This window comes from Robiginitalea sp. SC105, from assembly GCF_014243345.1.
Taxonomy (GTDB): domain Bacteria; phylum Bacteroidota; class Bacteroidia; order Flavobacteriales; family Flavobacteriaceae; genus Robiginitalea.
This window is the reverse complement of the sequence record NZ_JACLZF010000002.1, coordinates 448,763-465,349: the sequence shown is the minus strand read 5'-3', so window position 1 is coordinate 465,349 and position 16,587 is coordinate 448,763. Positions and strand designations below refer to the sequence as shown.

The 16,587-nt window shown below is 54.7% G+C and carries 19 protein-coding genes; 7 read left to right on the top strand and 12 right to left on the bottom strand.

Features of this window, described 5'->3' with window-relative positions:
* Positions 1-4: 4 nt before the first annotated feature.
* The 8 genes from H7F20_RS11215 to H7F20_RS11180 form a co-directional block, all read right to left on the bottom strand.
* A complete protein-coding gene (locus tag H7F20_RS11215) occupies positions 5-967 on the bottom strand; it encodes a mechanosensitive ion channel family protein (RefSeq protein WP_185786272.1) in 963 nt (320 codons plus the stop codon).
* Position 968: 1 nt separating this feature from the next.
* Positions 969-2,309: an ABC transporter permease gene (locus tag H7F20_RS11210; protein ID WP_185786271.1), complete on the bottom strand. Its 1,341-nt coding sequence runs from the start codon at positions 2,307-2,309 to the stop codon at positions 969-971.
* Positions 2,302-3,237: an ABC transporter ATP-binding protein gene (locus H7F20_RS11205; RefSeq protein ID WP_185786270.1), complete on the bottom strand. Its 936-nt coding sequence runs from the start codon at positions 3,235-3,237 to the stop codon at positions 2,302-2,304. Before H7F20_RS11205 ends, H7F20_RS11210 begins: the two co-directional genes overlap by 8 nt.
* 206 nt (positions 3,238-3,443) lie before the next feature.
* Positions 3,444-4,556: a molecular chaperone DnaJ gene (gene dnaJ, locus H7F20_RS11200; protein ID WP_185786269.1), complete on the bottom strand. Its 1,113-nt coding sequence runs from the start codon at positions 4,554-4,556 to the stop codon at positions 3,444-3,446.
* Positions 4,557-4,560: 4 nt separating this feature from the next.
* On the bottom strand, positions 4,561-5,118 hold the full coding sequence (locus H7F20_RS11195; RefSeq protein ID WP_185786268.1) for a nucleotide exchange factor GrpE: 558 nt from the start codon (positions 5,116-5,118) through the stop codon (positions 4,561-4,563).
* A 137-nt stretch (positions 5,119-5,255) separates the two neighbouring features.
* Positions 5,256-6,164: a TIGR01777 family oxidoreductase gene (locus H7F20_RS11190; RefSeq protein ID WP_185786267.1), complete on the bottom strand. Its 909-nt coding sequence runs from the start codon at positions 6,162-6,164 to the stop codon at positions 5,256-5,258.
* A 143-nt stretch (positions 6,165-6,307) separates the two neighbouring features.
* Positions 6,308-6,973: a tRNA (5-methylaminomethyl-2-thiouridine)(34)-methyltransferase MnmD gene (mnmD, locus tag H7F20_RS11185; protein WP_185786266.1), complete on the bottom strand. Its 666-nt coding sequence runs from the start codon at positions 6,971-6,973 to the stop codon at positions 6,308-6,310.
* A gap of 1 nt (position 6,974) precedes the next feature.
* Complete coding sequence (locus H7F20_RS11180) at positions 6,975-7,469, bottom strand: DUF4920 domain-containing protein (RefSeq protein WP_185786265.1); 495 nt, start codon at positions 7,467-7,469, stop codon at positions 6,975-6,977.
* Between the two features lie 104 nt (positions 7,470-7,573).
* On the opposite strand from H7F20_RS11180, the gene H7F20_RS11175 reads away from it, so the two are divergent.
* Entirely contained in the window at positions 7,574-8,641 is a 1,068-nt protein-coding gene (locus H7F20_RS11175) for a branched-chain amino acid aminotransferase (protein WP_185786264.1), read from the top strand.
* Here H7F20_RS11175 and H7F20_RS11170 read toward each other — a convergent pair whose 3' ends face one another.
* Complete coding sequence (locus tag H7F20_RS11170) at positions 8,642-9,031, bottom strand: nucleoside triphosphate pyrophosphohydrolase family protein (protein ID WP_185786263.1); 390 nt, start codon at positions 9,029-9,031, stop codon at positions 8,642-8,644.
* A 42-nt stretch (positions 9,032-9,073) separates the two neighbouring features.
* On the opposite strand from H7F20_RS11170, the gene H7F20_RS11165 reads away from it, so the two are divergent.
* The 5 genes from H7F20_RS11165 (at position 9,074) to H7F20_RS11145 (ending at position 13,226) form a co-directional block, all read left to right on the top strand.
* Positions 9,074-9,262 carry a hypothetical protein gene (locus H7F20_RS11165; protein ID WP_185786262.1) on the top strand — a complete coding sequence of 63 codons (189 nt, stop codon included), beginning with the start codon at positions 9,074-9,076 and terminating at the stop codon, positions 9,260-9,262.
* A 375-nt stretch (positions 9,263-9,637) separates the two neighbouring features.
* Positions 9,638-10,009: a fluoride efflux transporter CrcB gene (gene crcB / locus H7F20_RS11160; protein WP_185786261.1), complete on the top strand. Its 372-nt coding sequence runs from the start codon at positions 9,638-9,640 to the stop codon at positions 10,007-10,009.
* A 351-nt stretch (positions 10,010-10,360) separates the two neighbouring features.
* Positions 10,361-10,699, top strand: coding sequence for a P-II family nitrogen regulator (locus H7F20_RS11155; protein ID WP_185786260.1), 339 nt, complete (start codon positions 10,361-10,363; stop codon positions 10,697-10,699).
* A gap of 25 nt (positions 10,700-10,724) precedes the next feature.
* The gene (locus tag H7F20_RS11150; RefSeq protein WP_185786259.1) at positions 10,725-11,969 is read left to right on the top strand and encodes an ammonium transporter; all 1,245 of its coding nucleotides are present in this window, start codon (positions 10,725-10,727) and stop codon (positions 11,967-11,969) included.
* Positions 11,970-12,086: 117 nt separating this feature from the next.
* On the top strand, positions 12,087-13,226 hold the full coding sequence (locus H7F20_RS11145; protein WP_185786258.1) for a porin: 1,140 nt from the start codon (positions 12,087-12,089) through the stop codon (positions 13,224-13,226).
* A gap of 72 nt (positions 13,227-13,298) precedes the next feature.
* Here H7F20_RS11145 and H7F20_RS11140 read toward each other — a convergent pair whose 3' ends face one another.
* The 3 genes from H7F20_RS11140 to H7F20_RS11130 form a co-directional block, all read right to left on the bottom strand.
* The gene (locus H7F20_RS11140) at positions 13,299-13,979 is read right to left on the bottom strand and encodes a DUF1684 domain-containing protein (protein WP_185786257.1); all 681 of its coding nucleotides are present in this window, start codon (positions 13,977-13,979) and stop codon (positions 13,299-13,301) included.
* A 113-nt stretch (positions 13,980-14,092) separates the two neighbouring features.
* Positions 14,093-15,505, bottom strand: coding sequence for an alpha/beta hydrolase (locus tag H7F20_RS11135; protein WP_185786256.1), 1,413 nt, complete (start codon positions 15,503-15,505; stop codon positions 14,093-14,095).
* 104 nt (positions 15,506-15,609) lie between these two features.
* Positions 15,610-16,074 carry an Lrp/AsnC family transcriptional regulator gene (locus H7F20_RS11130; protein ID WP_185786255.1) on the bottom strand — a complete coding sequence of 155 codons (465 nt, stop codon included), beginning with the start codon at positions 16,072-16,074 and terminating at the stop codon, positions 15,610-15,612.
* Positions 16,075-16,187: 113 nt separating this feature from the next.
* Between H7F20_RS11130 and H7F20_RS11125 the strand changes: the two genes are divergently transcribed.
* Positions 16,188-16,577 (top strand): hypothetical protein, encoded by a 390-nt coding sequence (locus tag H7F20_RS11125; RefSeq protein WP_185786254.1) that lies wholly within the window; start codon positions 16,188-16,190, stop codon positions 16,575-16,577.
* Positions 16,578-16,587 lie beyond the last annotated feature (10 nt).

The following is a 16,587-nucleotide window of genomic DNA, read 5'->3' as shown; positions in this document are numbered from 1 at the left end:
ACTGCTAGCCCGGGGTCCCGGGCTGTTTTTCGTTCCCGGGCTGGCGGACCGCAAGGGGGGTGTGCGCATAGAAATGCACGTCGCGTTGCGGGAAGGGGATGGTCACGCTGTTCTCCCGGAACAGCCTGTCGATCCGGTATCGGATGTCACTTTTGATCCGGGGATCGGAAAAGGAGTCGTTGATAAAGAACTTGACTGAAAAAATAAGGGCCGAATCGCCAAAATCTTCGAATTGGACAAAGGGCTTCGGGTTCTTGAGTATGCCTTTCTGGGTATTGACGGCATCGAGCAGCAAACGCGTGACCAGCTCCACATCACTGCCGTATGCCACCCCAACCTGAACGGATTCCCGGGTCATCCGGTGGTTCTGCGTGTAGTTGTAGATCACCTCGCTCATGAATTTGTGGTTGGGTATGACCAGGACCTTGTCGTCACGGGTCAGCGCCCGGGTGGAGCGAAGCTTGATCTCGAATACCTTGCCCACCTTGCCGTCCACCTCTACGATATCCCCCACATGCAGCGATTTGTCCACCAGGATCATGATCCCGGCAATGATATCCTGGAAGAACTCCTGCAGGGCCAGGCCGATACCGACAAACAAGGCGGCCGAGGCGGTGATGAGCAATGTGATGTCAATCCCGGCAGAGCTTACGGTCAGCAGGACCACCACCATATAGATGGCATACCGGATATACTTGAATACGCTGAAGAACTTCATCCGGTCTTCGTGTTCCATTTTCCGGGTGTAGAGGTTCCGCAGCCACTTCAGGACAAGCGTGGTGGCGATCATGGCAAGGCTCAGTGAGAGCAACAAGCCGATGGTCAGGTCGATGGATTTTTCCCCTTCCCCGATGTGCAGGCCGTAATTGAGGATTTCCCGGATCACGTCCCACAGGTCCCGTTCGATGAATTCCTTTACGGGTTTTGCCTTGTCCTGGGCAAGAGCTGCTGTTTTATCCTGTAACATATCAGTATTTTAACCATTTGAACAATTCGCGGTATGTCGGTTTCTTCCCATACATCAGGATGCCGGTCCGATAGATCTTGGCCGCGAGCCAGACGATCCCGAGGAAGGTCCCTGCGAGAAGGGCCAGGGAGGCGACCAGCTGCCACACGGGCACCCCCCCTTCCCCGATGCCGCCGGGAAGCCGCATAAGCATCACGATGGGCGATGTCAGCGGAAAAATGGAAAACGCCACGGCAATGGGGCCGTGCGGATTTGAAAATACGGAAAAGAATCCCACGTAGATCGCCAGCATCAGCGGCAGGATGATCGGGAAAATAAACTGTTGCGTGTCCGTTTCGTTGTCGACGGCCGCCCCGATTGCGGCATAGATGGAGCTGTAGATCAGGTAGCCCAGGACAAAATAGACCAGGAAGAAACCAATCAGCAGACCCATGGGCAATTGCAGGAACTCCTGCAGGATCATGCGGCTCGTCTCATCCCCGGCAAGGGCGCCGGTTCCCAACTGGGCGTCCAGCCCGCCCGGCATATTGCGTTGTTCCAAAAGGATGGCCGGGTCGATGTCCAGTAACAGCAGGGCCACCACCATCAGCAGGGAAGCCGAAACAATCCAGATCAGGAACTGGGTGACGCCGGCGAGAGAGGTACCGATGATTTTCCCAAGCATCAGCTGGAAGGGCTTTACCGAAGAAATGATCACCTCGATGATCCGGCTGGTTTTCTCCTCGATCACCGAGCGCATGACAAACCCCCCGTATATGATAATGAACATCATGATAAGGTAGCCGAACGCCCCGCCCACAAGGGCCTTGAACTCGTTGATCCCTTTGGTGCTCCGCTCCCCTGAAAACGTCGCCGTGTGGATTTCGTACCCGCTGCGGACGGCGGCATATTGCTCGGGGCTGACCCCGAGTTCCCGCAGGCGGTACTGGCGAAGGCCGTCTTCAAAGATGGATTCGATCTCCTCCAGTACCGAGGTGGACGGGGCATCCTTGGTATAGAGGAAGGCATCCTCGGTGACATCCACCAGGTCGCGGCGCTCGGGCAGGTGCAGCAGGCCGTACAGGCCCATGCTGAGTGTGCTGTCCTTGGCGGCTTCCAGGGAGAGGCCGTCCAGCCGGATAAAGGAAACGCCGCGCTGCGGGATAAAAAGATCCCGGAAAAATGCGCTTTGGTTCAGGACGGCGACCTGCCGTTTTTCATTGTCGTTCACCTGGGTCAGGTAGGCGATGAGCACGACCATCCCGACCAGCAGGATCGGGCTCAAAAAGGTCATGATCACAAAGGATTTGTTGCGCACCTTGGCCAGGTACTCGCGACGGATAATCAGGCCTATTTTACCCATGTAAATCTTTTTTCTGGACCGTTTCAATGAAAATCTCGTTGGCGGTGGGGACCAGTTCGCGAAAGGAACTGATGCTCCCCTTTTCGGAAAGCGTATGGAGCAGGCGCTGTTTTTCGCCTTCGGGCACCTGGAGTGTAAAATCCCACAAGTGCTCCTCCGCATCAAAATGGGAAACTTCCACCGGGGTGCCATTGAGGAGTTGCTCGAGGGCGACCTCCCCGTTCCCGGGGGTCCACTCAATCCGGAAGCGGTTTTGTTTGTAGGCTTTTTTGATATCCGTGAGCCTGCCTTCGAGCAGCAGCCTGGATCGATGGATCAGTCCGATGTACTCGCAAAGCTCTTCCACGGACTCCATCCGGTGGGTCGAAAAAATGATGGAGGCGCCTTCGTCCCGCAATTCCAGGATCTGGTCCTTGATCAGGGCGGCGTTGATGGGGTCAAATCCGCTGAACGGCTCATCAAAAATAAGGAGTTTTGGCCGGTGGAGCACCGTGACGATGAACTGGACTTTCTGGGCCATCCCCTTTGAAAGTTCCTGCACCTTCTTGCCCCACCAGTCACCGATGTCCAGTTTATCGAACCAGTATTTCAGCCGGCTGCGCGCTTCGGAACGGCTGAGCCCCTTGAGTTGTGCCAGGTAGAGTACCTGCTCCCCCACCTTCATGCTCTTGTACAAACCGCGTTCCTCGGGCAGGTAGCCGATTTGTGCCACATGTTTCTGGGTAAGGGGTTCCCCGTCCAGGTATATCTTTCCCGAGTCGGGCACCAGGATCTGGTTGATGATCCGGATCAGCGTGGTTTTGCCGGCACCATTCGGCCCGAGCAGGCCAAAGATCCGGTTGGAGGGGATTTCCAGGGAAATGTCGTCCAGGGCCTTGTGGGGGCCGTAGGATTTCGTGACTTCCCGGATGGATAAAATGCTGCTCATGCAGGTGGCTTGTTATGGGTCATAAATATAGGCATTCGCGGGCTACCAAGTAACCCGCCGGAAGGGGATGGTCCAAAACAAAAACCCATCCCCGAAAGGCATTTCGAGGATGGGAAAAAAATTGCTATGAAAAAGAAAATTAATATTGGAGTCCCAATATCAAAATCAAATATACATTTTTATTTTAAAACGCCCCGGATTTATCGTTAAGAGAACATATCTTTCACCTTTTCGAAGAAAGATTTGTCGGATTTTTCTGGTTTTGGGGCAAATTTTTCGTCCTCCTGCATCCGTTCAAAAAACTCCCGCTGCTCCTTGCTCAGCTCCTTGGGCGTCCAGACATTCACATGTACCAGCAGGTCGCCTGTTCCATACCCATTGATGCTCTGAATTCCCTTGTTGCGCAACCGGAGGATCTTCCCGGACTGTATCCCCGGTTCCAGTTTGATGCGTACTTTCCCGCCTATGGTATCGATCTCCTTGGAGGTGCCCAGAACGGCATCCGGCATGGAGATATACAGGTCGTAATGCAGGTTGTCACCTTCCCGCTTCAGGGTTGCGTGCTCCCTGGTTTCGATGGCAACCAGCAAATCCCCGGGTACCCCGTTCCCGGGGGCATCGTTCCCTTTCCCGGAAACCTTGAGTTGCATTCCGGATTCCACCCCGCCGGGTATCTTGATCGATACGGTCTCTTCCCGCATGACGAGCCCGTGGGCATCCGCGTCGTCGGGCCTGGAATCGATTACCTGGCCGCTGCCCCCGCAGGCGGTGCAGGTAGCAGCCGTCTGCATGCGGCCCAGGATCGTATTCGTGATCTTGGTAACCTGTCCGTTTCCGCCGCAGGTGCTGCAGGTTTTATAAGTGACCCCGGGGGCCTGTACCTTGCGCTTTACCTTGATTTTCTTTTCGACACCCAGGGCTACTTCCTCCAGGTCCAGCGTTACGCGGATACGGAGGTTGCTCCCCTTGACGCGGCGCTGACCGCCGCCGAAACCTCCAAAGCCGCCAAAACCGCCCCCAAAGGCGCTTCCAAAGATATCGCCAAACTGGCTGAAGATATCTTCCATATTCATGCCGCCCCCTCCAAAGCCTCCGCCTTCGAAGGCCTGGTGACCAAACTGGTCGTACCGGGCCCGTTTGTCCGGGTCGCTTAAGACCTCATAGGCCTCTGCCGCTTTTTTGAATTTTTCCTCTGCCGAGGAGTCGCCCGGGTTCCGGTCGGGGTGGAACTCGATGGCCTTTTTCCGATAGGCCTTTTTGATCTCGGCCGCGCTCGCGCTTTTGGAAACCTCCAGTATTTCGTAAAAGTCCTGCTTCATATCTTTAATTTCCTACAACCACTTTCGGGTGCCTGATCACCCGGTCTCCCAGGCTGAACCCTTTTTCAATCACATCCACCACCTTGCCACGCAGGCGTTTATCGGGTGCCGGAATCTGGGTAACCGCTTCGTGCAGGTCTGCATCAAAAGCATCCCCTTCGGCTACCTGGATTTCCTCCAGACCCTTGTTCTTTAGGGTTTCCTTGAATTTATTGTGGATCAGGGCCACGCCTTTCAGGGACTCCTCGTCCCCGGCCCGGTTCAGTTCTTTCAGCGCCCGGTCAAAATCGTCCAGGACCGGAAGCAGGGCGGTGATTACGTCCTGGCCCGCAGTGCGGTACATCTCGCTCCTTTCACGGGCTGTCCGCTTCCTGAAATTTTCGAATTCGGCAAAGAGCCTCAGGTATTTTTCCTTTTCCGCAGCCAGCTCTTCCTCCAGGGCCTCGAGCTTATCCCCGTCCCCGGAAGCTCCCTCCCCTTGCGAATCAGTGGGTTCCTCAACAGCCTCTTCCCTTTCGGCCTGCAAGTCTTCCTGCGGTTCCATATCCTTTTCCGTGCTCATTTGAAATACTTATTTTTCCTTGATTTCAATTCTGAGCGGCAAAAGTACTGCCAATTCCTGGCAAAATGTCAAAATGTCACGAAAAATCGGGGGATTCCCTGACAACTTCTGGCCAAAGGGCGCGCGCCTGTCCGGTATCAGGTAAGAAGGTCTTCCAGGGCGGGTTGCAGGTTGGCAAACCCAAAACCAAATCCCTCCATACGGACCTTGTCGGAACACACCCGCTGGCTATCGAGGACAAGGGCGGCCCGATCGCCCAGGACCAGGCGCAGGAACCATGCCGGGATTCGCGGCAACCAAAGGGGTTTGTCAAGGGCTTCGGCTACCTGCCGGGTCAGTTTTTCATTGGTCACCGGATTGGGGGCCACAGCGTTAAAGACCCCCTCAAGCCGCTGGTCTACTGCAAAGAGGAAGAGGGCCGCCGCATCGTTGAGGTGGATCCAGGACTGCCATTGTCGGCCGTTGCCCAACGGGGCTCCCACAAAAGCCTTTACCGGGCGCGCAATCGCCGGCAGGGCCCCTTCGTGCGCCGCGAGTACCAGGCCCAGCCGCAGGATGCCGCAGGGGATGCCGAGGGAATCAAAATCGCGCACACCGGCTTCCCAGAGGCGCACCGTTTCGGCCAGGAACCCCTGGCCGGTGTTCCCGTCGGCTTCGGTGTGGTATTCTGTGTAGGAGTGGGGATAGATGCCGATTGCCGAGGCCGACACCAGGTATTCCACCTCCCCTTTGCCATGCTTTGAGAGCTGGTTGAAAAGCGTGCTGAGGCTGTCGGTCCGGCTCTGCTGGATGCGCTTTCTGTTTGCCTGCGTCCAGGGCTGGGCTATGGAAGCACCCGCCAGGTTGATGATGGCCTGTACGCCACTCAAACTCTGGGGGTCCATACTTCCCTCGGAGGGGTCCCAGACGAATCCGGTATACCCGGGCTCGTTACGGATTTTCTCCGGGCGTGTGGTAAGGTAATGCACCTCGATGCCCGCATCCCGGCATTGGCGCGTAATAGCGGTGCCTACCAAACCTGTTGCCCCTGTTATCAGTACTTTCAAATCCTTTTTGGGGTAAAAGTAGGGGTTTTATACCCGGGGCGGTTGGCCTTTAATGCCGATTTAACATTAGGTTCCCGCCTGAGTTTTGCACAGGTTGCCGGCTGGCTCCTGCAGATTTCCGGAAGCTGTTTACGACCGCTTTTTTAAACCGGTTTGACCGCCCGGAGCATCTCGCGTTTTCCCGGCGGGCCGGGCAGGCGCTCCACTGTAAACCCGCATGCCTGCATGGCCCTGCGGACACTGCCCTTGGCGGCATAGGTGACCAGGCGGCCGCCCCCGCCCAAAGCCCGGAACATGCTGCCGAAAACCGCCTCTGTCCAGAGCTCCGGCTGCACGCGCGCACCAAAGGCGTCAAAATAAACCAGGTCGTACGCATCCTCTTCGGAAAATCCGAGCAGGTCGGCCTGTACCTTGCAAAGGGTGAACCAGGGAGTAACTGCTGACGGTTTTTCCCAGTCGGCCTGATGCAGCTTTTGGAAATGGTCCCGGGCCGCATCGTCCTCAAACAAGCCGCCGTAGTCCAGGGCCTGCCATTCCTGCTGGGTCACCGGATAGGCCTCCAGGGCAGTATACTCCAGCACCAGCCCCAGTTTGGGGGCCTCCAGCAGGCTGATGAGCGCATTCAGGCCGGTGCCAAAACCCATCTCGAGTACCCGGAGTTTACGGTCCGCATACAGGCTGAGCCCATGCCGGATAAAAACATGCCTGGACTCCTGCAAGGCCCCGTGCATGGAATGGTACTGTTCCTGCCACTGCGGGATCTGTATGGTCCGCGAACCATCGGAGGTCCTGACGATCCGCCGTTCCAAATCAATTGAATATACGCACACCCTCCGCGACGAATCCGGGTTCACGCGCCGGGCCCGTGATAGCCATCACCTCGGCCTCCGGGAGGCCTGCATCTTCGGCAAGGTGCCGCCGCTCAGCTTCGGAAACCTCAGAGATAAACGCCTTGCCCCCGACGACCACTTCACGCCCCGCAATATCCATGGGCACGAAAAAGCCGTAGTCTTTGAACCGGACCATGACCTCCCGGCCCTCGGGAAGCTCCAGGCGCATCCAGCATCCCTTTGCCTGGCACACATCGACCACCCGGGCCCGGAAGACGGCATCCAGGGTATCTGCCGGTTGCAGGCTCGCGAAAAAATCTGCGGCCCGGTCCGCATCCATGGGAGCCGCGACCGACAGGGAGGCACCTGCCTCTGAATAGTTGGAATCCGTCTGTCCGGAAAGCGTTCCGGCACCTGCGATTAACAGGAGGGCTCCCAGGAATGTTTTAAGGGGGTATATTCTCGGTTTCTTCATGACCCGAAGGAATTGGTTTACCCTTCAAAAGTCCGGAATTTCGGGCTAAAAAAGAAAGCCCCGGTGAATTAAATTATGTAATTTTAGCACCTGAATCCGACGATATGAGCATCACAATCAATGAGATCCCGGTACAGCGGGTTGCCAAGTCCCGACTCCCGGAAGTAGACTTCGACAACCTGGCATTCGGCAGCGTATTCACGGACCACATGTTCCGGTGCACCTACCGGGACGGCAGGTGGCAGGACGCCGCCATCGTACCCTATGGCCCGCTGACCCTTGACCCGGCTTCCAAGATCTTCCACTACGGCCAGAGCGTTTTTGAGGGCATGAAGGCCTACAAGGATGCAGAGGGTAATGCCTGGCTGTTCCGGCCGGAGGAGAACCAGAAGCGATTGAACATCTCCGCAGCCCGCATGGCCATCCCGGAACTCCCCGATGGTCTTTTCATGGAAGGCCTCAAGGCGCTCCTGGAGGTGGATCGGGACTGGATTCCCGCCCGGGCCGGGAGCTCCCTTTACATACGTCCGTTTATTTTCGCTTCCGGCACGGGATTCCACGCTTCCCCTGCCAGCGAGTACACCTTTATCATCGCCTGCGCGCCGTCAGGCGCTTATTTTTCCGGCAAGGTAAGTGTCCGGATCGAAGAGGCCTATTCCCGGGCAGCCGATGGGGGAACGGGTTTTGCCAAGGCTGGAGGGAATTATGCCGGGCAGTTCTACCCCACCCAACTCGCCGCCAAAGAGGGGTTCCAGCAAGTAATCTGGACGGACGACCACCATCACGATTATATCGAGGAGGCCGGCGCCATGAATATTTTTATCCGGATCGGCGATACGCTTTTGACGGCGCCCACCAGCGACCGGATACTGGACGGGATTACACGCAAGAGTATCCTGCGGCTGGCAGAAGCGGAAGGGATTCCGCTGGAGGTTCGAAAAATAAAGGTGTCCGAAGTGATTGCGGCCTCCGGGGACGGCACGCTGAAAGAGCTCTTCGGGGCCGGCACCGCCGCGGTCGTTTCCCCTATCAGCAGCTTTGGCTACAGGGGTAAGAAATACGAACTGCCGGAACTGGATGACAGTTATGCGTCCCACTTTAAAAAGCGGATCACCGATATTCAGTACAACCGGGCCGAGGATCCCTTCGGATGGCGGTTCCCCCTGGACTGATCAGCCCTTATCGAGGACCCCGGAGATATCCGGTTTGAAATAACCCGGGCCTTTCAGGACCTTTCCGTCCTCCCGGTAGATGGGTTTGCCGTCCGCGCCGAGTTTGCTCATATTGCTTTTTTGTATGGCCTCGAAAACCGCCTCAATCTTGTGCTGGAGGCCGTGTTCAAGGATGGTACCGCAAAGGATGTAGAGCATATCCCCCAGCGCATCGGCCACCTCGACCAGGTCCCCGTTGGACGCCGCCTCCAGGTACTCCTCGTTTTCTTCCTGCATCAACCGGAACCGGAGCATGTTGACCTCAGGGCCCAGATTTGCCTGTGGCTCGTGGGAAATTCCCAGGCCAAAAGCCTGGTGGAATTCGGCAACCGCAGCGATATTTCGTTTCATGGATGGAGGTATTTGGAGTAATTTTGCACTAAAAATAGAAAGATGTTCAGCACCGGGCAAATGGTTTTCGCACTGCTTTTTTTCATCGCCTTTGTGGCGGTCCTGGTAGTGATGTACAGGCGGGACCGGCAATGGCAGCGAAAACAGTACAAGGGAACGTTTACTGTCCTGCTCCTGTTTGCAGGATTTATAATCCTGTTGCTGCTTCTCAAATATTTCCTCAAAAACTAGGGCAGACCCCTGCAGGATTGATAAAAATAACGCCCGGACCGATCAAATACCGGAATTGCTGCGTATCATATAAGAAAAAACGTACTTTTGCGTTATACTTTTTAGTAGCATCCGACCAATGACCGTTTTTCTTGTTATTTTCTCAGTTTTGCTGGTAATCAATGCCTTGCTGTTGATCTTCAGTTCTTCTGTGGCTGTCTGGAACCGGAACCGTTCAACATCCGGGCAGCGCCTTGCAGCCCCCTTCAAGATTTATCCGCTCAAATCTGCGGACGGCGAACTCCGCAAGGCCGTTTAATCCGAAGATTTAGTAGCTTTAGGCCCTGGACAGGGCCTGACATCCCTCTCCCGTATCTTAACTGATCGGGTTTTTTTATGAAACACTTGCTCCTGGTATTTTTGGGTGGTGGCCTTGGAAGCGGCCTCAGGTTCCTCATGGGCAGGTACCTGAATCCGATGATTTCGGGATTTTACCTGGGCACCTTCCTGGCCAATATTCTCGGCTGCCTCCTAATCGGCATCGTCCTGGGTGCTTCCCTGCGCAACCAGTTTGTCAACCCGGTCCAGAGTGCTTTACTCGCCTCGGGCTTCTGCGGGGGGTTCACCACCTTTTCTTCTTTCAGCCTGGAACAGTTCGGCATGCTCCGGGACGGAAACTTCCTCCCTTTTATTTTCTATACCCTGGGCAGCCTGCTGGCAGGGTTGCTGGCCGTTGCCCTGGGATTCTGGATTTCCCGCTGGTTCTGAATTTCCCCTGGTTCCGAATTTCCCGCTGGTTCTGAATTTCTCCCTGTTTCCAAATTTTACTCTGGTTCTGATCCCCGTCATTTACAATTGTAACTTTTCTTTCGGTTTTTGACTGAAAACCAACAATTTCCTGGTGTATAAGGTAGAATCAACCCGAAAAAGCGCCATTTCCTGTTTTTACCGTCCCTTTTATCGACGATATACCAAAAAAATCTTGTTTAAAAAGACACACCCTAAATTTTAGGGGGGTCATTTTATGATAAACATAAAAATACCCGCTAACACCCCTTTCAAACAAAGGGTGTGTCCATTTTAATATATATTTGGCCCGATCAACAAAAACATATACCCATGAAAAAAGTGGAAGCAATTATTCGAAAATCCAAATTTGATGAGGTCAAAAAAGCCCTCCATCAGATTGAGGTGAATTTCTTCAGTTATTGGGATGTTACCGGTGTTGGCAATGAAAAGCAGGGCCATGTTTACCGGGGCATTTCGTACAGCACGTCAGATATCCAGCGCAGGTATCTGGTCATCGTGGTGTCGGACGATTTCCTGGAGCGTACAGTAAATACGCTCCTCGATACGGCGTACACCGGAAATGTCGGAGACGGTAAAATTTTCGTCTCGGACGTGGTGGAAGCCTACCGGATCAGAACCAAGGAAAGCGGCCACGCCGGCATCAACTAATCTAACTAACTCAACGAAATTTATTATGGATACTGGATTATTTACAGCAAACAACATCTGGATGATGGTGTGCACCGCCCTGGTGTTCTTCATGCATACCGGATTTGCCTTTCTCGAGATTGGCCTGACACGGCAGAAAAATACCATCAACATTCTGTTCAAGAACATTTTTATTATAACCGTTGGGCTGCTGATGTATTATATCGGCGGGTTCAACCTGATGTACCCGGGGGAATTTAACGGGTACCTCGGCTTCGCGGGCTTTGGCCTGGGGACTGACGCGGCCGGCCTGACGCCGGAATACGCAGACGGTGGCTATACCTACTGGACGGATTTCCTCTTCCAGGGGATGTTTGCCGCTACGGCAGCTACCATTGTATCAGGGGCTGTCGCTGAACGCGTCAAGATAGGCCCCTTTATGGTCTTTACCATTATTTACGTAGGCCTGGTCTACCCGATTGTCGGTTCCTGGCAATGGGGAGGCGGCTTCCTGTCCACCCTGGGTGGGGACGATGCGGGCTTTTATGACTTTGCCGGTTCTACCCTGGTCCACTCTGTTGGCGGCTGGGGAGCGCTGATCGCCATCTGGTTGCTGGGCTCCCGGATTGGCAAATTCGGTGAGGACGGGAAACCCAAGGCAATCCCGGGACACAATATCCCCCTGGCAACAGCCGGGGTGCTGATCCTGTGGCTTGGATGGTTTGGTTTTAACGGGGGTTCCGTACTCTCCGGGGACCCGGCACTGACCTCCCTGGTGCTGGTGACCACATCCCTGGCAGCCGCCGCCGGCGGGGTAAGCGCCTTCGTGGTATCGACCCTGGCATATAAGAATTACGACCTGACCATGTTCCTGAACGGAATCCTCGGGGGGCTTGTGGGAATCACCGCTGGCGCAGACCTGATGTCACCCAATGAGGCGGTGGTAATCGGCCTGATTGCGGGAGCCATTATCGTAGGGGGCGTGGCCTTTATCGACCGGATCCGCCTCGACGACCCGGTAGGTGCCGTCACCGTCCACCTCATTTGTGGTATCTGGGGGACCCTCGCCGTCGGAATCTTCGGCGACAAAGCAGGGGTTGACCAGTTCCTGTACCAGCTGACTGGTGTTGGTGCCGCAGGGATCTTCTGTATCATTTCTGCAGCCATCATCATCCTGGCCCTCAAGAAAACCGTGGGGATCCGCGTATCGAAAGAGGAAGAACTGGAAGGTCTCGATATCCACGAACACGGAATGGATGCCTATTCCGATTTCCGACTCAATCAACACTAATACCTGAAAATGAAAACGGAGCGTTTGGCAGAACGCTCCGTTTATAACCCATTTCCATTGCAATTGTAAACGAACAATTTAAATCGCTCCCGACCGGGGAGTCCAATCTCTAACAATATGAAACAGATTAAAAATTCAAGATACATAAAATTCCTGCTTTTTGCAGCCGTCCTGATGACCGCTTCCCAACTGAGCGCCCAGGATGATGAGGCCACCAGCTGGACTGACGGGTTCACCCTCAGCGGTTCCGTGGATGCCTATTACCGGGCCAACCTCACTGGCCTGAACAAAGTCATGCTTGATGAGTCCGGCGATGTGTTCGCCTTCCCGTCCGCCCCCGGGAGTTCCTTTGCGAACGATACGGGCTTTGCCATCGGTATGGCCAATGCCATCCTTTCCTATGAACACGGAGATGTCGGTGCGGTAGCCGACCTGGTTTTCGGCCCTCGCGGGGAGGATGCAGTATTTAATTCGTTCGGGTCCCCGGCCATCGTCAACCAGTTGTACGTGTACTGGAATGTTTCCGAGACCGTCACCCTGACCTTTGGTAACTTCAACACCTTTTTGGGCTATGAAGTGATCTCACCGGTTGCCAATTTCAATTACAGCACCTCCTACATGTTTTCCTACGGGCCGTTCAGCCATACGGGTTTGAAAGCGGACTTTGCACTGAGCGATGACCTGTCCCTGATGCTGGCCGTCCTGAACCCGACCGACTGGACGGAGTTCGACCCATTCGGCTCACCTTCGTTCGGCGCACAGCTCGGCTATAAGGGACAATACCTGAACCTGTTGTACGGGAAGCAGGGATTCACCGAATTCTACAACACGGGAACCGGGGAGTTTGTCGACACGGACCTCAAAGCGCTTTTCCAGATCGACTATACCGGCGGGTTTGACGTGACTGAAGAATTCTTCCTGGGTATCAATGCCACGTACCAGGATACGGATGGTACCGGGTTCTACGGCGTGGCCCTGTACCCGCAGTACAAGACCTCGGAGAATTTTACCGTCGGCCTGAGGGGAGAGTATTTTTCAGAAATGGAAAACTACGGCGCCATCGGGGCCGTTGCCCCGGACGCCAACGTACTGGCCCTGACCCTGACCGGAAGCGCCACGATTGGCGACCACCTGATTGTCAAGCCGGAGATCCGCTTTGACAAAGCATCGGAAGACAGTGTGTATTTTGTGGATAGCGACCTGGAGATCGGCGATAGCCTGGCTTCCTTTGTCCTGGCAGCCATCTACTCCTTCTAAAGACTTTTTACGCCGCCCATTTGTTTAGTTTGGTTAATGATGAGGACCCCTGGCCTACCCGCCGGGGGTTCTCTATTTGCGATAGGCCTTCACCCCGGCCCGGACCGGGATGTCAAGGTTGTTTACCGATGGCACGAGGGGGCATGAATACTTGGGGTTATACGCGCAATACGGATTGTAGGCAGTATTGAAATCGAGGAGAATGGAATCGCCCCGGGGGATCCTGAGATCCATATAGCGACCTCCTTCATAGGTTTCCTCCCCATTGGTGGCGTCGGTGAAAGGGAGGAAGAGGTAATCTTCGAACCCTTCCTCCATAAGTAGTTCCGGGCTCTGGTAAACTTCAAGGGTATACGTGTTGCCCATCAGTTCGAATTGCAGGTTGCCGTATTTGCGTTCCGTGCTCATCCGCTCCGTTGTGGTGGGCATTTCAAACGGCAGGGCCTCCGGGGTCCGGACCAACCGGGCCATTACCTGATAAGCGGTGTCCGGTTCAAAAAAAGCGAGGCCGGCGAAACTCTGAATAAGGTTCCTGGGCAGCGGGCTCTGCTCCGGGTCGCGGAATTCCGTGTTGAGTTCGTCCTGGAATTTCAGGATAGCGCCCAGTCCGCCGGGGGGTACCTCAGAAACCTCCGCGGCCGCGGTTTCCGGTTCTTCGTGGTAGCGTTTTCCATCCCTGCAGGAAGACAATCCGCCGGTGATCAGGAAACCGGCAAGCGCGATGCCAGGGAGGGCCTTGATGGGATTGACCATAGAAATATCAGTTGTGTATGGTAGTTAGTTTAAAATTAACCTTTTCAACCCGCAGGAGGCTGTCCCGGCCGATACAAAACTGAAAAACACCATCAAAAAGCCAGTTGCCGGGATCATTCGGGGATCTCATACCTGGCGCTGTCCAGGTATTTCTCCACCAGCGCATTGAATTCCGGGCCAATGCGGAGCAGGGCGGTGTGCTCCAGCGAATAGAGCCTGTCCTTGTCGGAATAACCGGTTTTCAGCAATTCCTCCAGGTAAAACAGGGCCGTCCCAAAGTCGCTGTACTTGGAGGCCAGGGAGATCACTGTCAGATAGTTTTCCGGGGCTTCCGGTTTAATAATCGTTTTCAGCATATGCAGGAATACCAGGGCATCCTCGTCGGGTTTGTCAGATGAACGGGCCGTAAGGATATAGTCATCCGCAAGTGCCTCAAGATACCCCTCAAGACGGAGGCCCATTAGTTTTTCTTCCGGATTTTGGCTCTTCTTGAACCCCTCGATGGTTTCCATCTGAAACTTCCACCAACCCAGGTTTTCGAGATTGAAGGTAAGCACATCGTCCTCCAGATAATAGGAATAATCCTCGCGCAGGATATCTTCCTTTAACTCAAACTTGGCCGCTTCCCTTTTGTGGGCCCTGTATGTTGCGGACCTGCGCAGGTCCCGACGGGCCTCCTCAAGTTGCTCCATATCCGTGAGCCCACCCAGGAGGTCGATGGCCAGTTCGAGCTCGTTGTAGGCCTCCAGCACCTCGCCCCGACGCCACAACAGGTCGGAATGGTCCAGAAAAGCCTTCCGGGTGCGCTCGATCAGCAAGGTGTCCCTGGGTATCTTCGCAGATTTCATGGCCTGGATGGTGAGGGTTGCAATACTTAGATCCAGGAGGGTTTCATCAGGCAGCCCGCCATTGCCATTGTAATAAAAGATATGATTGACGAGCTTCTTGTTGTTGAACAGCTCCCGTGCCCACCGCATATTCTGATAATAAAAATTTGACCTGCTCAACAGGGCCACATAGTGATAGGGTGCGCGGGAACTGACCAGGTCCATATTCGGGGGGCCGGTAGCCACTGAAAGCACACCCGATATGGCCTTGACCATATTGGGCATCAATCCCGCAAACTGCCCCCCGTCCCCGATTCCGGCGGCGTAGAGCCTGTCCATGTCCAGCGGGAGGATGGTGCCCAGGAAATCCAGGCTTTTGGCAAATTTCAGGACCCCGCCGGTGAGTTGCGTGCTGTCCACCAGGCTCGTGGTGGTTGCCACAATATATCCATTGGCTTCAGCTGCACCCAGGAAAAAGCGGAGGGCCCGGGTAGCATCGCCTGTAAAATCACAGACAAAAAGTACGGGCCATTTCCGGCCGGGATCAAAATCCTTGGGCAGGTAAAAACTGAGGTCCCTGCCAATACTATCCGACAAAGGGAGGTTTTCGTTGATCAACCCTTTTTTCAGGTGAATGACCTGTGCGTGCGCCTGGAAGGCAAACAGAAGTGCAAGAACCGGGAAAAAAAATATTTTCATACTGCTACTCCATCAAAAATCCCGCCAAATCGGTAGCGGATCCCGCCGGAAGGAGCCAAATGCCGCTGGGTATTTTAAAGATAAACAAATATCCGATTCCTCAACTAGGGCGGGGGCAAGTCCGTTATCCGGCGGATCGGGGCATTGGAAATCACCTCCGAAAGGATGATATGCGTTCGCGTTTCTCCGTATTGGATCAACTGGTCAATGAACCGCTCCAGGTGGAACTGGTCGCGGAAGACCACCTCCATGATAATATTTTCATTTCCGGTGATCCGGTAACAATTGATCACTTCGTCCAGGCTGCGTACCCGTTCCAGAAAGGGTTTGAGTTTCCCCATAAAGGCCCGGAGTGTTATGATGGCCTTCAGCTGGTAACCTACCCGGGTGTGGGAGACCCCGGTCCAGTACCCTTCGATCACGCCAAGGTCTTCCAGGCGCTTGACCCGCTCCGCGACGGCGGGCGGGGTGAGCCCGATGGACCGGCCCAGGGCGGACAGGGAAATACGCGCGTTTTGCTGCAATGCGGAGAGGATACTCCAATGCAACTTATCTAGCTTAATATTCAAGGCTAATTAATTTAAATACCTTATTAATTAAGGAAATATACATCTTTTCCTTTAATTCTTTAATTAAATCGAGTGGATATCGGGAGTATCTTTAACAAAAACTGAAAGAGAAAATGTCCTACGAGCGGATAAAAAATTTACCCGTCTACCGCCAGGCCCTGTCCCTCCGGACCATGAGCCGGGAAATTGCCTCCTATGTCACCCAGAACAAGGACTTGCTGACCCTGGGGCATTCCAACAGCCTGAGGGACCACATTGCGGATTCGCTGCTCACGGATGCCATCCTCATCCCCCAGCACATCGCCCGGGCCGAGAACTCCCCTTCCCTGGCCATCCGCCAGAGAAGCATCCATTTTATCAATGTGATGACCCGCAACCTCTACAGCTATTGCCGTGGGTTGGAAAAAGACGGGGTACGGGAACGGGAATACCTGGACCTGATGCGACGGGAAGTAAAGCATTTCCGGCAGTCGTTCAAAAAATGGCGCAAGGGGATTTCCTGAGCGGGCCTCC

Coding starts and splice junctions, on each gene's coding strand:
- H7F20_RS11215 (WP_185786272.1), bottom strand. CDS start 967: ATGTTACAGGATAAAACAGCAGCTCTTGCCCAGGACAAGGCAAAACCC.
- H7F20_RS11210 (WP_185786271.1), bottom strand. CDS start 2,309: ATGGGTAAAATAGGCCTGATTATCCGTCGCGAGTACCTGGCCAAGGTG.
- H7F20_RS11205 (WP_185786270.1), bottom strand. CDS start 3,237: ATGAGCAGCATTTTATCCATCCGGGAAGTCACGAAATCCTACGGCCCC.
- dnaJ (WP_185786269.1), bottom strand. CDS start 4,556: ATGAAGCAGGACTTTTACGAAATACTGGAGGTTTCCAAAAGCGCGAGC.
- H7F20_RS11195 (WP_185786268.1), bottom strand. CDS start 5,118: ATGAGCACGGAAAAGGATATGGAACCGCAGGAAGACTTGCAGGCCGAA.
- H7F20_RS11180 (WP_185786265.1), bottom strand. CDS start 7,469: ATGAAGAAACCGAGAATATACCCCCTTAAAACATTCCTGGGAGCCCTC.
- H7F20_RS11175 (WP_185786264.1), top strand. CDS start 7,574: ATGAGCATCACAATCAATGAGATCCCGGTACAGCGGGTTGCCAAGTCC.
- H7F20_RS11170 (WP_185786263.1), bottom strand. CDS start 9,031: ATGAAACGAAATATCGCTGCGGTTGCCGAATTCCACCAGGCTTTTGGC.
- H7F20_RS11165 (WP_185786262.1), top strand. CDS start 9,074: ATGTTCAGCACCGGGCAAATGGTTTTCGCACTGCTTTTTTTCATCGCC.
- crcB (WP_185786261.1), top strand. CDS start 9,638: ATGAAACACTTGCTCCTGGTATTTTTGGGTGGTGGCCTTGGAAGCGGC.
- H7F20_RS11155 (WP_185786260.1), top strand. CDS start 10,361: ATGAAAAAAGTGGAAGCAATTATTCGAAAATCCAAATTTGATGAGGTC.
- H7F20_RS11150 (WP_185786259.1), top strand. CDS start 10,725: ATGGATACTGGATTATTTACAGCAAACAACATCTGGATGATGGTGTGC.
- H7F20_RS11145 (WP_185786258.1), top strand. CDS start 12,087: ATGAAACAGATTAAAAATTCAAGATACATAAAATTCCTGCTTTTTGCA.
- H7F20_RS11140 (WP_185786257.1), bottom strand. CDS start 13,979: ATGGTCAATCCCATCAAGGCCCTCCCTGGCATCGCGCTTGCCGGTTTC.
- H7F20_RS11135 (WP_185786256.1), bottom strand. CDS start 15,505: ATGAAAATATTTTTTTTCCCGGTTCTTGCACTTCTGTTTGCCTTCCAG.
- H7F20_RS11125 (WP_185786254.1), top strand. CDS start 16,188: ATGTCCTACGAGCGGATAAAAAATTTACCCGTCTACCGCCAGGCCCTG.